The organism is Dyadobacter diqingensis (assembly GCF_024220585.1).
Lineage (GTDB): Bacteria > Bacteroidota > Bacteroidia > Cytophagales > Spirosomataceae > Dyadobacter > Dyadobacter diqingensis.
Genome location: NZ_JAMXKF010000003.1, coordinates 302,124 through 314,559, shown reverse-complemented (window position 1 = coordinate 314,559; position 12,436 = coordinate 302,124). Strand labels below are relative to the sequence as shown.

The following is a 12,436-nucleotide window of genomic DNA, read 5'->3' as shown; positions in this document are numbered from 1 at the left end:
ATAAATTTTTATTTTTAGTGCTTAGGGCAGCCGCAATCGGTTTTGCGCTTGAATATTCCTAAGAATTTTTTGGATCTTGGTTTTTGATACCCGCGATTTTTCTTTCTTTTGTTCAAAAACATTTCAGACTCTGCGTGCTTCGGATTTGCACTCACCGGCTGAACTCCGGAAAAGCTCAACATCAATCCGGAAAGAAGAAACAATGCAACAAATTTTTTCATAACTGTTATTTTTAAAAACCTGCGGAAGATTACTTATTCAACGTCACGATGGGTTGGATAAGTATGTTGTAAACAAGTTAATACCTTCTTTTTACAAAGATCATATTTCCTCAGGCTTTAACCAACTCCACGATTGTGATTTCGGGCAATATACCAACACGCCCCGGGTAACCGAGATAGCCAAATCCCCGGTTTACGTAAAGATACTGATCGTTTTCCTTATACAACCCGCCCCATTCTTTGTAACGGTACTGCACCGGGCTCCATTTGATTCCGGCAAGTTCAACACCAAACTGCATGCCATGGGTATGGCCGGCAAAAGCCAGGTCTATATCATCATATTTCGGAAGCACCTGTGCCCTCCAGTGGCTCGGGTCATGTGACAAAAGAATTTTTACCGGATATTGATCCGTACCCTGATAAGCTTTTTCAAGATTACCATATTTGGCAAAGTTACCTGCTCCCCAGTTCTGAATGCCAATCAGTCCTATTTCTTCACCATCGACGCGGATCGCACGGTTTTCATCAAGCATCAGATTCCATCCCAATAACTGGTGGGCTTTTTTAAGATTTTCGAGATTCTGATTTTTTTCCTGCTGCGAGCTCCATTGGTAATAATCACCATAGTCATGATTTCCCAATGTCGAATGGACGCCCAATGGTGCCTTTACTTTATCAAAAATATTGATGTAATCTTTTACTTCAAGCGCACGGTCATTCACCAGGTCACCGGTAAAAAAAGCGATATCCGGTTTCTCCTTCATCAGCATTTCGACACCACCTTTTACGGCCGTTTTATTGAAAAAACTACCTGAATGGATATCCGAAAGCTGAGCGATTTTTATGCCATGGAATGCTTTCGGAAGATTTTTCAGCGGAACTTTTACTCTTCTGATCCGATAATCATGCGCACCAGACAAAATACCAAAAGCAAATGTGCCCATTAAAGCAGAACCCGCCACCAGGGCAGTAGTTTCTAAAAATTCGGATCTTGGAATTTTCGGTGCAGAAGGATCCACAGGGTCAACGGGGACAGGCGCAACGGAAGGAATAAAATAACTCACAATCCATTGAAGCAGGCGACGGGCGTCATCGATCAGCAAAAAGAAAACCACCAGCAATTTTGACAAATAAGGAATTGCGATGCCGGCGATAATAAATGTCCTTGTCATCCGGTTAAAAAAATCTGCCGGCAGCAGCTGCATCACCACGTAGGCAAACAATGTAAGCGAAGTGAAGCTCCAATAGCCCCAGGAAATCCATTTTTGTGTTGGCTGGGAAAAATTCCTGATGACAAATTTTAAAGCCTGCCAGACATACCAGTCGATACCAAAAAGTACGACAGTAAGTAATATAAAAAAAAGAGTGCGGTTCATTCGAGTCAGAAAGTAATTATATCAGAAGTTAACAACTTGATTATTTTTCTCGTTCGTCATCCCGGATTTTAAACGGAGAAATAAGTTTTAAAGGAAAAATTTTAACCTTGAACGGCAAGCTTGCCAATGTAAAAGGTTAAAGTTTATAATTTTGTAACGACAACAATAAAAACAAACATGCCAGATTTCGATTTTAAACGATTTCACATCCGCTCGATGAACGCGGGTTCCGACGAAGAACGTGCAGCCATTAACCAGGAATTGAAAGACTTATACGCTTCATTACCAGAAGAGGAAAAACCGGCTTTTAACGAGCAGCTTCAAAAATTTCTGGTCAGTGAAATGGCAAGGGTAAAGTCGGATTATGAATCCATCCACGGATTTAATAACCCGAACTGAGGCTGTACATTCGATCAGTCTATGCTAGAACGGCTAGTTTAGTCTGGGATCGGTCGGATAATGGGCGATTGACCGGTATTCGCCCCCCATATTTTTAAGAATTTCCCGCCAGAAATCCGCAGGCGGTGTTGTGAACAGAAAATCAGAAGTGGCCTGGGTAATAATCCATGAATCCTGGGTTACTTCATTTTCCAGCTGCCCTCCGCTCCATCCGGAATAACCGATGAAGAATCTGACATCATCCGCAGTCAGCTTATTGATGTTCAATAAAGTCCGGACTTGTTCGAAATCTCCGCCCCAAAATACATCCGGCATTATTTTGGCTCCGCCATGAATCAAATCAGGCCGCCTGTGAATAAAATGCAAGGTATTTTTTTCAACCGGACCGCCTAAATGCAATGGGATATCCTGGTAAATGGTGTCTTCCAGCACATCTCCTAAAAACAAGTCTGTCACCTGATTAAGTACAAATCCGAAACTTCCCTGGGTGTTATATTCACAAAGCAGAATGACGCCCCGCTCAAAATTTGGATCTCCCAAAAATGGTTTGGCGATCAGCAAAGATCCTTTTGAAGGATTTTCAGAAGGTGACATAACGAGGCAGATTTAATTAATTAAAAAACGAAATATATTTATTTTTAAGTAACATTACCCAATTTTATATTCCTCGTTGATTAACGAAAAAAGGGAATTTTAATTTAAAAAACCAACATATACTCATTTAAATATGGCACTTGTCAGATCGGTTCGTGGAAACCACCCTCAATTCGGCGAAAATTGCTGGTTAGCAGAAAATGCAACGGTTGTAGGGGATGTCATTATGGGCGAGCATTGTACCATCTGGTTCAACGCCGTGGTCCGCGGAGATGTAAACGTGATCCGTATCGGTGATTATTCCAATGTTCAGGATGGGGCGGTTATTCACTGTACCTACCAGAAAAACGGAACATACATAGGCAATTATGTTTCCATTGCCCATAACGCGATCGTTCACGGTTGTGTGATCGAAGACCACGTATTGATCGGCATGGGGTCCATCGTGATGGACGGGGCCGTGATCGGCGAAGGCTCGATTGTTGCGGCGGGCGCTATCGTGACACAAAATACGATTGTCCCCCCAGGCACCATTTATGCAGGAAATCCGGCAAAATACCTTAAAGATGTTTCACCGGAATTGAATGCTGCTATTGACAGAACTGCCAATAATTATATAACTTATTCGGGTTGGTTTAAGGAAGAGGAATAAGCTGAATTATTCCTTTTTCCATAAATTCGAAAAGATCTTAATCTTCAACCATCCCCTTCCTCGCATTGAAATAACCTTTGATCACCGTAAAAGTGGTCACCGCGAGGAAGAACAGGATAATGTAGTGTACGTAGTCAACAATCCATGGAAATTTCTCACCGAAGAGATATCCGCCGCCTGTCAGGGCACCGATCCAGATTGCGCCACCCGCTACATTATTCAGTAAAAAAGAAGGAAAAGACATTTTCACCAAACCCGCCAATATCGGGGCGAAAGTTCTTACTATGGGTAAAAAACGGCTGACGATCAGCGTTCTGCTACCGTATTTATCAAAATATTTTCGGGTTGTCTGTAAATGTTTTTTCTTGAAAAACAGCGAATCCGGCCTGTTTTCAAACATATCGCCAAAGTATTTCCCGAAGATGTACCCCACCAGCGAACCCAGCACTGCCGCAGCAAACATACAGAGGATAAGAACAAGAATCGGGACATCCAGAATGCCTGTACCACAAAAAACGCCAGCCAGAAATACGAGGTAATCGCCCGGTAAGAAAAAAGCGAAGAAGAGTCCGTTTTCAGCAAAAACTATAAATGTTATCACGAGCAGTCCGCCGGTACGGATTAATTCTTCCGAATTCAGCAGATACTGGAAAAAATCGACAATTGAATTCATAGGGTAATCTTAGTGAGTTGGGCTACAAGATATTCATTGGAGCCCAACTTCAATCTTTTTTAAAATTAAGCATTTTCCGACAGTTCCAGCCAACGCATTTCTTTATCAGATTGTGTCTTTGTTATTTCTTCTATTTCCAGCGCCCAGGAAGTCACTTCAACGTGTGAACCTCCGTGATTTAATTTTTCGAGCAACTGATTTTTTTTCTTTTCCAACGCCGCCATCTCAACTTCAAGCTGTTCGAACTCACGTTGCTCCTTGAAGCTTAGTTTTTTCTTCGGCGCAGACGGGGCTGCTGCCACTTCCTTAACCGGAGCAGGTGCTGCCACCGGCGCAGTACTTTTTCCCGAAGCCTGGCTTTTCTTTTCAGCTTCAACCTCATCCTGATAATCCCTCAGTTCGGTATAATTACCTGGAAAATCGCTGATCTTGCCTTCTCCTTCAAAAACAAAAATATGCTCAACCAAACGATCCAGGAAATACCTGTCGTGGGATACGATCATGATACAACCCGGGAAATTCATCAAGAATTCCTCCAAAACATTCAAACTCGCAATATCCAGATCGTTGGTAGGCTCATCCAGAATCAGGAAGTTAGGCTGCTTGATCAGGATCAAAAGCAGCTGCAATCTTCTTTTTTCACCGCCACTCAGTTTCGATATGAAATCGTATTGTTTGGATGGTGAGAATAAAAACGCTTGTAACAAATGCCCGACAGTAACAGTTTCGCCGGTTCCCAGCTGAACAACCTCTGCCACATCCTTAACAATATCAATTACCCGCTGAGTTTCATCAAAAACAAGATCAGTCTGTTTGTAATAACCAAACTGCACGGTTTCACCCTTTACAATTTTTCCGCTATCCGGTTCCAGTTCGCCTGTGATCATGTTCAGCAAAGTGGATTTACCCATCCCGTTTTGTCCAACGATCCCTATACGGTCACCTCTGCGGAAAGTATATTCAAAGTTTTTGATCAGCTGACGCTCACCAAAACCCTTGCTGATATTCTCCATTTCAATAATCTTGCTTCCCAAACGCGCAGTACGTACGTTAAGCTCCATTTGGGTATCAAATTTTTTCTGGCTCGCTTTCTCTTTTAATTCTTCGAAAGCATCCACCCGATATTTTGCTTTGGTACCACGTGCTTTGGGCTGACGTCTGATCCAGTCAAGTTCCTTACGCATCAGGTTCCTTGCTTTGTCAATGCCGGCAGCTTCCATCTCCTCGCGTTCAGCCTTCTTTTCAAGGAAGTAAGAATAATTTCCTTTATACGTATAAGCAGAGCCATGATCCAGTTCCAGCACCTGATTACAAACCGTATCAAGGAAATACCTGTCGTGGGTTACAACCAGAAGCGTGGTGTTTTGTGTATTCAGATATTTTTCGAGCCATTCTACCGTGTCCAGGTCCAAATGGTTGGTAGGCTCATCCAGAATCAATAATTCAGGATCTTCCAATAATATTTTAGCCAGTGCCACACGTTTTTTCTGTCCACCGGAAAGTGTTCCGTACAGGTTTTCAGTGTTATGAATTCCCAACCGGCCTAATACTTCTTTCACTTTGTATTCAAAATCCCATGCTTTGAAGGTATCCATATCCTCCATTGCTTTGGCCAACGCGTCATGATTATCCGTTTCAATGGCATGCTCATAATTTTTTACGGCAATGGCAACAGGGTTATTGGATGAAAAAATCACCTCGATTACCGGCAGTGCCGGATCAAACGAAGGACTTTGATCCAGATAACCCACCCTGATATCTTTGCGGATACTTACCTCTCCCTCCTGTGGGGGCATCTTACCAGTCAGAATATTTAAGAAGGTTGTTTTCCCGGTTCCGTTCGTTCCGATAAGCGCCACTTTATCACCGCGGCTGATCCCAAAATTGATATTTTTAAAAAGCCACCGGTCTCCAAATGACTTCGCAATATTTTCTGCTGAAAGGTAATTCATAGGTAAAATTTGGATTCTATATATACAAAGGTAGGATAGATATTAAAGAACAAAGAAAAAATTCGTTTTCATAGGGTAAATAGCATAATATTGCTACTTATTCTTTGTTATATGGTTCAATGCGAACACATTTTTAAAAATTATGTACAAAAAAATCCTTAACCTAATCCCTGTAATTCTTATTTGTTTTAATGCTTCCGCGCAAGACAGTAATTTTAAAAGTTACACGCAGAAAATCGGCGGAAGTTCACAAGTTTATGACATGGTTGCCATCCCGGGCGGCGAATACCAAATGGGAAGTCCAGCCGCCGAAAAAGGCAGAAGAGCCGACGAAGGCCCTCAGCACAAGGTAAAAATTGATCCTTTCTGGATGGGAAAATTTGAAGTTGTATGGGACATTTATGACCTGTACGCTTTCAAGAATATGGAGAAAGAAATGGCATTGCGTAATCCTGATCCGGAAAAAAGCGTTGCCAAAACAGATGCAAGTACCCGCCCAAGTCCTCCCTATGTGGATATGTCCTTCGGAATGGGGCGCGCTGGTTACCCGGCCATCAACATGACGCAATATGCGGCTATTCTTTTCTGTAAATGGCTTTATGAAAAAACGGGCGTTTTCTACCGTCTGCCAACAGAAGCGGAGTGGGAATATGCATGCCGCGCCGGTTCAAAAACTGCTTATTCTTTTGGAGCCGATCCTTCGAAAATCGATGAATATGCATGGTACCGTAAAAACAGCAACTCTGCATACAAAAAAATTGGTACGAAAAAACCGAACGCATGGGGTCTGCACGATATGCACGGTAATGTAATGGAATGGACTCTTGACCAGTATATTCCTGATTATTATGCAAAACAACCAGCCGGAGAAGCCTTTGCACCTGTCAAAGAACTTTATCCGACAGCCGTTCGCGGAGGGTCATGGGATGACGAGCCAACGGATTTGAGAAGTGCTGCCCGTACTGCTTCAAAACCGGAATGGAAAGTTTTGGATCCACAACTTCCAAAAAGCGAATGGTGGATGACCAGTGCTTCTTTTGTAGGATTCAGATTGGTAAGACCGCTTAAGACGCCATCCGCAGAAGAGATCGCAAAATATTACAGCCCAGCATTAATAGAAGATTATTGATATACAAACTCTTAATTAAACATTAAAAATGGAAAAAAACAGACGCGAATTCCTTAAAGCTTCCGGCTTGGTTGCCGGTGGTGTTATCCTTAGCCCTCTTGCTGGTTATGGGTATAACAGTGCTGTGGGTGATACCATCAAGGTAGCATTGATAGGCTGTGGTGGACGCGGAACAGGTGCAGCTGCGCAGGCATTGAGCACAAGCCAGAATGTTCAGATTGTGGCAATGGCTGATGCTTTCAAAGACAGACTGGATGAATCTTACAGAAACCTTACTGCAAAAAAATACAAAAATGCAGCAGGTGTTGTTGTGGATATCAAAACAAAAGTAGATGTACCTGACGACCGCAAATTCGTGGGTTTTGACGCTTTTAAAAAGGCGATCGCGCTGAAAGATGTGGACGTTGTTATTTTGGCAACACCTCCGGGATTCCGTCCTTCACATTTTGAAGAAGCTGTCAAAAATGACAAACATATCTTCATGGAAAAACCGGTAGCAACGGATGCGCCGGGTATCCGTAAAGTGCTGGCTGTTGCAGAAGAAGCCAAAAAGAAGAAATTGAACGTGGTTGTGGGTCTTCAGCGCCACTACCAGCGCAATTACCTTGAAGCAATCAAGAGAATTCATGATGGTGCTTTGGGGGATATCGTTGGCGGACAGGTTTACTGGGTGGGTAGCAGCCCTTGGATGAAAGAACGTCAGCCAAACCAGACAGAAATGGAATACCAAATGAGAAACTGGTATTATTTCAACTGGTTATGCGGTGATCATATTTCAGAACAACACGTACACAATATCGACGTGGCCAACTGGGTAAAACGCGGTTATCCTGTTCAAATCCAGGGAACGGGTGGACGCGAGGTACGTACCGGAAAGCAGTACGGTGAAATTTTTGACCACCATACACTTGATCTTGTTTATGCAGACGGAACGACCATTTCAAGCCAGTGCCGCCAGTTTGAAGGTACATGGAATAAGGTAGACGAAGCGTTTGTAGGAACAAAAGGGCGTATCGACAGCTTCGACGGAAAGAAAACGATCCTGAAGGATTACAAGGGAGGCGTTATTTACCAACATGATGACAAAGGCGACATTAACCCATATCAGGTTGAGCATGATGACTTATTTGCTGCGGTAGCGAAAGGTGAATACAAATTTGCCGATGCTGAAAACGGAGCAAAAAGTACTATGACAGCCATCATGGGTCGTATGGCTACTTATTCCGGTAAAATGATCAAGTGGGATGAGGCATTGAATTCTGATATCAACTTGTTCCCTGACAAGCTTGCATGGGATGCAAATCCGAAAATCCTTCCGGGACCAGACGGGTTATATCCTGTTGCAGTACCAGGAAAAACAATCGTGATCTAATATTTTTCCAATAAAACAATAAAGGCTGTGGTTTCGAATCGCAGCCTTTATTGTTTTATTTATCTTTCAAAATCGTATTCCAGCTTTTTACCTGATCGTTTTTTGTTTCGACCAGCCAGACTTTATTGTTAGGGAAACGCTTGATATATTTCTTTCCCTCGGTTATCCCCGAAACACTGAAAGCTGTCGCCAGTGCATCAGCTTCTGTGGCATTTGGAGAAATAACCGTAGTTCTTACATGGTGTTCAAGTCCTATGCCCGTTTTAGGATCGACAATGTGCGAATAACGCTTTCCGTTGTATTCAAGATATCGGTAAGTAGGTCCGGATGTCGCGATGCCGACATTGGCATATTCGATCGTCTCGATCGAATCCCTTCCTGAGGAAATAACGATTTTCCAGCCTTTTTCTCCCGGCGGTGGATCCATTAGCGCAAGTTTTCCACCTGCATCAATCATGGCCGATTTTATACCATAACTTTTCAGAACTTTCACCGCCTCATCGGCTGCAAATCCTTTACCCAGACCGCCAATATCCAGTCTCATGCCTTTATCTTTCAACTGAACACGCTGGGTTGCTGCATTGAATTTAATCTTACGATAACCCGTTCTTCCAAGTGCATTTGCAATGAGTTCTTTATCCGGAAAATATCCTTTGCGTGTGGCACGTCTCCACTCCTGCACAATCGGGCCGAGTGTAGCGTCAAAGGCTCCATTGGTCTTTTTGCTTATATCATCCGAGACAAACAAAATGTCAAACAGGTCTTTACTCACATGAATCCATTGATCAGAACCTGATTGCGCCGAGACGGCATTAATCTCACTATCGTCCCTGTAATCGCTTAAAGACAGATTAAGGTCTTCGATGCGCTTGAAAGCATGTTGCGCTGCCTTGTTCGCCAGCGAGTCGTCAGGAGCATAAATGATGAGCTTAAAGGGCGACCCCATAAGTCCTCTTTCAAAGGAGTACCGTTTTTCCTGCGCAAATATTTGAGTTGGAAAATAGCATAGCAGAAATAGAATCCCTATATTCGATACATAGTAATTCTTTGAACCAAAGTTTTTAATAAAGTGGAACGAACGATATAATCGGGTGAAACTGAATCTACTAAACGCTATTATCATCTTATCAGCAGGTCTGCTATTAATTGCTACGGGTGCTTTTATCAAGCCTACACATGTGCAATTTAGTAATCCCACCATTCTGAGCGGTCTTACGGTTGAATTTCTGGGAACCATCTGGCTCGTTTTAAGCCTGAACCGCAGGCGCAAAAAAAGTTAAAGCTTACTCGCTTTATTTCTCAAATAGAAATCTGCCAGGACCAATGCTGCCATCGCTTCCACGATCGGTACAGCACGAGGCACAACGCAAGGATCATGGCGCCCTTTACCCTGCACAATAGCGACATCACCTTGCGCATCAACGCTTTCCTGATCCTGCATAATCGTTGCCACAGGCTTGAATGCTACTCTGAAATAAATGTCTTCTCCATTGGAAATACCACCCTGTATCCCGCCTGAATGGTTCGTACGGGTATGTACATCCCCCTTTTCATCAATGTAAAAAGCATCATTATGCTCCGAACCCAGCATCGCAACGCCGTCAAAACCGCTTCCGTATTCAAATCCTTTTACAGCATTGATACTTAACATGGCTTTGCCAAGCTCAGCGTGCAGTTTGTCAAAAACAGGTTCGCCCCATCCCACCGGAGCCCCTTTCACAACACAGTTCACAACGCCTCCAATAGAATCGCCCTTTTTACGGACGTCGTCTATATAAGTAAACATTGCCGCCGCCATTTCCGGATCCGGACAACGTACAGCATTATTTTCAGTCTCTGTCAAATCCAGTTCCGTGTAAGACTTATCCAGCTTCATCCCGCCTACCTGCGACACATAAGCCTGAATGTTTACCCCGAAGTTCGCCAGCAGCAATTTCGCCAGCGCACCCGCTGCCACCCGCGCTGCGGTTTCCCTCGCGGAGCTTCTTCCCCCGCCACGGTAATCACGCACGCCGTATTTTGCCTGGTAGGTATAATCTGCATGAGAAGGACGGAACTGAGCGGCAATGTGCGAATAATCTTTACTCCGCTGATCTTCATTCCGGATGATGAGCGCAATAGGTGTACCAGTCGTTTTTCCTTCAAAAACACCCGATAAAACTTCGAATTCATCCGCTTCCTTACGTTGTGTCGTAATACGCGACTGCCCTGGTTTGCGGCGTGTCAGTTCGCTTTGAATAAAATCAGTGTCAAAATCCACACCTGCCGGGCACCCTTCCACCACAACACCGATTCCTACTCCGTGTGATTCCCCGAATGTGGAAATCTTAAATATTTTTCCGTATGTACTACCCATGAAAGTTTATTTTCTAAATATCCAAACCATCGTAATTAACAGTAAAATTACAACAGCATTGGTCACATCTTTTAATATTTGTTTAAAATCAAAATATTCCTGGCTGCTGTCCAGCCTTTCCAGGTTATCATACAGGCCTGCTGAGCCATGTAATGATATGTTTCCTAACTTATAATCTTCTCCCTTAACCTGTAGGGTTTGCTGCGAAATTAAGGTATCATATTTTGCCGTTCTGGGGTTGAAATAGATCCATTGAAAATATCTTCCCAGGGGAAATGTTCCGTCCTGCCGGGGCACAACAAAATAGTCAAAGCTCTTTTCTCCGGTCACGTACTGGCTGCTTCTTTTTATCACCCTGCTGACATCTGGCGGATAAAAATCGAAGGCAGAATTCGTTGCAATCTCAGGCATGGGTATCGCAGCAATATTACCGCGTCCTTCAATCCTGAACAAATAACGGATGCTCTCGCCCGGATAAACCATCTTGCTCGACAACCGCTCCACAAGGCCGTATTCCCCAACGGCAATCTGATCCTTCAACGGATGTGGCGGCAGCGGTTTTACAACGATCTTAATCGCTTTGGAGCGAAAAGACTTTATCACCTTACCCTCTCCGGTTTTACCACCTCCCACCAACATGTCCAAAGTTACCGACGGAAATACAATATCCTGCAAAGTCATCGGGAAAAACTGGGCCTGATATAAATTGTAAGCTGTGTATTTTCTGCCACCAATGGTGATGCGGTGTTTGATAATTTCTTCAATACCCACATTTTCTTCCCAACAACCAACCGGGCGCAGTTTTTTTAATATCGCTTGTAATTGTGTATTAACCTGATAAAAATCCATTTGCACGGGTGCGTTTTCAGCCACATATAACGACATGCCCAGTGCAAAACCCTCACGCATGAAAACACTCTTTTTATTGGTACCAACAGAAAGGAAAATATCCTCGCCATTGTTATCGGATTCAGGAACCACTGTAACGTCGTCCTGGACCGCAACATCAGGATTGCTCACCGAGCCCGGCGAGTATACCACTGTTAACTCCTCAGACTTTATTTTTACACCATTTACCGTGATAAAAAATGGCTCGATATTGTATGTTCCCTGCTTTAATGCGAAATATTGCTGACTAATGGTCTGTACTACTACCTTCTTCCCACCGACGGTATTAATAGCACTTGTGGCTGATTTACTCCGTTTTTCCAAACCTGCAATTTCCGGAAAAGTTACAGAAGGACGGTTTTCCACATCGGGTACCACTACCGAAATCGTGAATGGCTCGTCCATTTTTAGATTTTTCGGACCAAATTCAATAATTGGATCATTATTTATAATTTGCGCATGAATAGTACAAGAAAAACACAAAATTATGCTTAAAATTACATATAATTTCATGGAAAATATTCGTTACACTAATTGGTGATTGTCGCGGGACAATATTCCCCCAAGATTTTTCTAACCTTGTGTCTTACCTAAACCGCAAAACTACATAATACTATGGCCTCTATGCTTGAATACATTAAAATTATTCTGCAAAAGGTTAGTTTCGACCGCAGATTGTTTGAAAAAGAATTAAGAAAAGCAATCCGCATGTTAATGCCCGCTGAAGTTAAACGTTTAAGGAACTGGTGCTACGAAAATTACGGAGCTGTGCATCTTACCGTACTTAACAACTGCTTTCCGCTGCCATCTACACTTGGCTGATC

13 protein-coding genes are annotated in these 12,436 nt (G+C 43.2%); 6 read left to right on the top strand and 7 right to left on the bottom strand.

The features are described from left to right. Positions 1 to 331: 331 nt before the first annotated feature. Positions 332 to 1,597: a metallophosphoesterase gene (locus M1L62_RS10505; RefSeq protein WP_254412991.1), complete on the bottom strand. Its 1,266-nt coding sequence runs from the start codon at positions 1,595 to 1,597 to the stop codon at positions 332 to 334. 177 nt (positions 1,598 to 1,774) lie between these two features. Between M1L62_RS10505 and M1L62_RS10500 the strand changes: the two genes are divergently transcribed. Continuing rightward, positions 1,775 to 1,996, top strand: coding sequence for a hypothetical protein (locus M1L62_RS10500; protein ID WP_254412990.1), 222 nt, complete (start codon positions 1,775 to 1,777; stop codon positions 1,994 to 1,996). Between the two features lie 33 nt (positions 1,997 to 2,029). On the opposite strand, the gene M1L62_RS10495 is transcribed toward M1L62_RS10500, so the two are convergent. Continuing rightward, a complete protein-coding gene (locus tag M1L62_RS10495; RefSeq protein ID WP_254412989.1) occupies positions 2,030 to 2,590 on the bottom strand; it encodes a YqgE/AlgH family protein in 561 nt (186 codons plus the stop codon). A 133-nt stretch (positions 2,591 to 2,723) separates the two neighbouring features. Between M1L62_RS10495 and M1L62_RS10490 the strand changes: the two genes are divergently transcribed. Next, complete coding sequence (locus M1L62_RS10490) at positions 2,724 to 3,242, top strand: gamma carbonic anhydrase family protein (protein ID WP_254412988.1); 519 nt, start codon at positions 2,724 to 2,726, stop codon at positions 3,240 to 3,242. A 37-nt stretch (positions 3,243 to 3,279) separates the two neighbouring features. Here M1L62_RS10490 and M1L62_RS10485 read toward each other — a convergent pair whose 3' ends face one another. Together M1L62_RS10485 and M1L62_RS10480 are read right to left on the bottom strand one after the other, a co-directional pair. Next, on the bottom strand, positions 3,280 to 3,915 hold the full coding sequence (locus M1L62_RS10485) for a DedA family protein (protein WP_254412987.1): 636 nt from the start codon (positions 3,913 to 3,915) through the stop codon (positions 3,280 to 3,282). A gap of 65 nt (positions 3,916 to 3,980) precedes the next feature. Further along, complete coding sequence (locus M1L62_RS10480) at positions 3,981 to 5,867, bottom strand: ABC-F family ATP-binding cassette domain-containing protein (RefSeq protein WP_254412986.1); 1,887 nt, start codon at positions 5,865 to 5,867, stop codon at positions 3,981 to 3,983. 142 nt (positions 5,868 to 6,009) lie between these two features. Here M1L62_RS10480 and M1L62_RS10475 point away from each other — a divergent pair, with 142 nt between their 5' ends. Continuing rightward, positions 6,010 to 6,996 (top strand): formylglycine-generating enzyme family protein, encoded by a 987-nt coding sequence (locus tag M1L62_RS10475; RefSeq protein WP_254412985.1) that lies wholly within the window; start codon positions 6,010 to 6,012, stop codon positions 6,994 to 6,996. 28 nt (positions 6,997 to 7,024) lie between these two features. Beyond that, on the top strand, positions 7,025 to 8,368 hold the full coding sequence (locus tag M1L62_RS10470; protein ID WP_254412984.1) for a Gfo/Idh/MocA family protein: 1,344 nt from the start codon (positions 7,025 to 7,027) through the stop codon (positions 8,366 to 8,368). A gap of 55 nt (positions 8,369 to 8,423) precedes the next feature. Here the strand turns inward: M1L62_RS10470 and M1L62_RS10465 are convergent, their stop codons facing one another. Next, complete coding sequence (locus M1L62_RS10465; RefSeq protein WP_254412983.1) at positions 8,424 to 9,314, bottom strand: FAD:protein FMN transferase; 891 nt, start codon at positions 9,312 to 9,314, stop codon at positions 8,424 to 8,426. A 145-nt stretch (positions 9,315 to 9,459) separates the two neighbouring features. Between M1L62_RS10465 and M1L62_RS10460 the strand changes: the two genes are divergently transcribed. Continuing rightward, complete coding sequence (locus tag M1L62_RS10460; protein ID WP_254412982.1) at positions 9,460 to 9,648, top strand: hypothetical protein; 189 nt, start codon at positions 9,460 to 9,462, stop codon at positions 9,646 to 9,648. Here M1L62_RS10460 and aroC read toward each other — a convergent pair. Together aroC and M1L62_RS10450 are read right to left on the bottom strand one after the other, a co-directional pair. Further along, entirely contained in the window at positions 9,645 to 10,724 is a 1,080-nt protein-coding gene (aroC, locus tag M1L62_RS10455; protein WP_254412981.1) for a chorismate synthase, read from the bottom strand. The two genes, M1L62_RS10460 and aroC, sit on opposite strands and share 4 nt — an antisense overlap. Positions 10,725 to 10,730: 6 nt before the next feature. After that, positions 10,731 to 12,125 (bottom strand): BatD family protein, encoded by a 1,395-nt coding sequence (locus M1L62_RS10450; RefSeq protein WP_256527670.1) that lies wholly within the window; start codon positions 12,123 to 12,125, stop codon positions 10,731 to 10,733. A 102-nt stretch (positions 12,126 to 12,227) separates the two neighbouring features. On the opposite strand from M1L62_RS10450, the gene M1L62_RS10445 reads away from it, so the two are divergent. Beyond that, positions 12,228 to 12,434 (top strand): hypothetical protein, encoded by a 207-nt coding sequence (locus M1L62_RS10445; RefSeq protein WP_090337142.1) that lies wholly within the window; start codon positions 12,228 to 12,230, stop codon positions 12,432 to 12,434. Positions 12,435 to 12,436 lie beyond the last annotated feature (2 nt).

Coding starts and splice junctions, on each gene's coding strand:
- M1L62_RS10505 (WP_254412991.1), bottom strand. CDS start 1,597: ATGAACCGCACTCTTTTTTTTATATTACTTACTGTCGTACTTTTTGGT.
- M1L62_RS10500 (WP_254412990.1), top strand. CDS start 1,775: ATGCCAGATTTCGATTTTAAACGATTTCACATCCGCTCGATGAACGCG.
- M1L62_RS10495 (WP_254412989.1), bottom strand. CDS start 2,590: ATGTCACCTTCTGAAAATCCTTCAAAAGGATCTTTGCTGATCGCCAAA.
- M1L62_RS10490 (WP_254412988.1), top strand. CDS start 2,724: ATGGCACTTGTCAGATCGGTTCGTGGAAACCACCCTCAATTCGGCGAA.
- M1L62_RS10485 (WP_254412987.1), bottom strand. CDS start 3,915: ATGAATTCAATTGTCGATTTTTTCCAGTATCTGCTGAATTCGGAAGAA.
- M1L62_RS10480 (WP_254412986.1), bottom strand. CDS start 5,867: ATGAATTACCTTTCAGCAGAAAATATTGCGAAGTCATTTGGAGACCGG.
- M1L62_RS10475 (WP_254412985.1), top strand. CDS start 6,010: ATGTACAAAAAAATCCTTAACCTAATCCCTGTAATTCTTATTTGTTTT.
- M1L62_RS10470 (WP_254412984.1), top strand. CDS start 7,025: ATGGAAAAAAACAGACGCGAATTCCTTAAAGCTTCCGGCTTGGTTGCC.
- M1L62_RS10465 (WP_254412983.1), bottom strand. CDS start 9,314: ATGGGGTCGCCCTTTAAGCTCATCATTTATGCTCCTGACGACTCGCTG.
- aroC (WP_254412981.1), bottom strand. CDS start 10,724: ATGGGTAGTACATACGGAAAAATATTTAAGATTTCCACATTCGGGGAA.
- M1L62_RS10450 (WP_256527670.1), bottom strand. CDS start 12,125: ATGAAATTATATGTAATTTTAAGCATAATTTTGTGTTTTTCTTGTACT.
- M1L62_RS10445 (WP_090337142.1), top strand. CDS start 12,228: ATGGCCTCTATGCTTGAATACATTAAAATTATTCTGCAAAAGGTTAGT.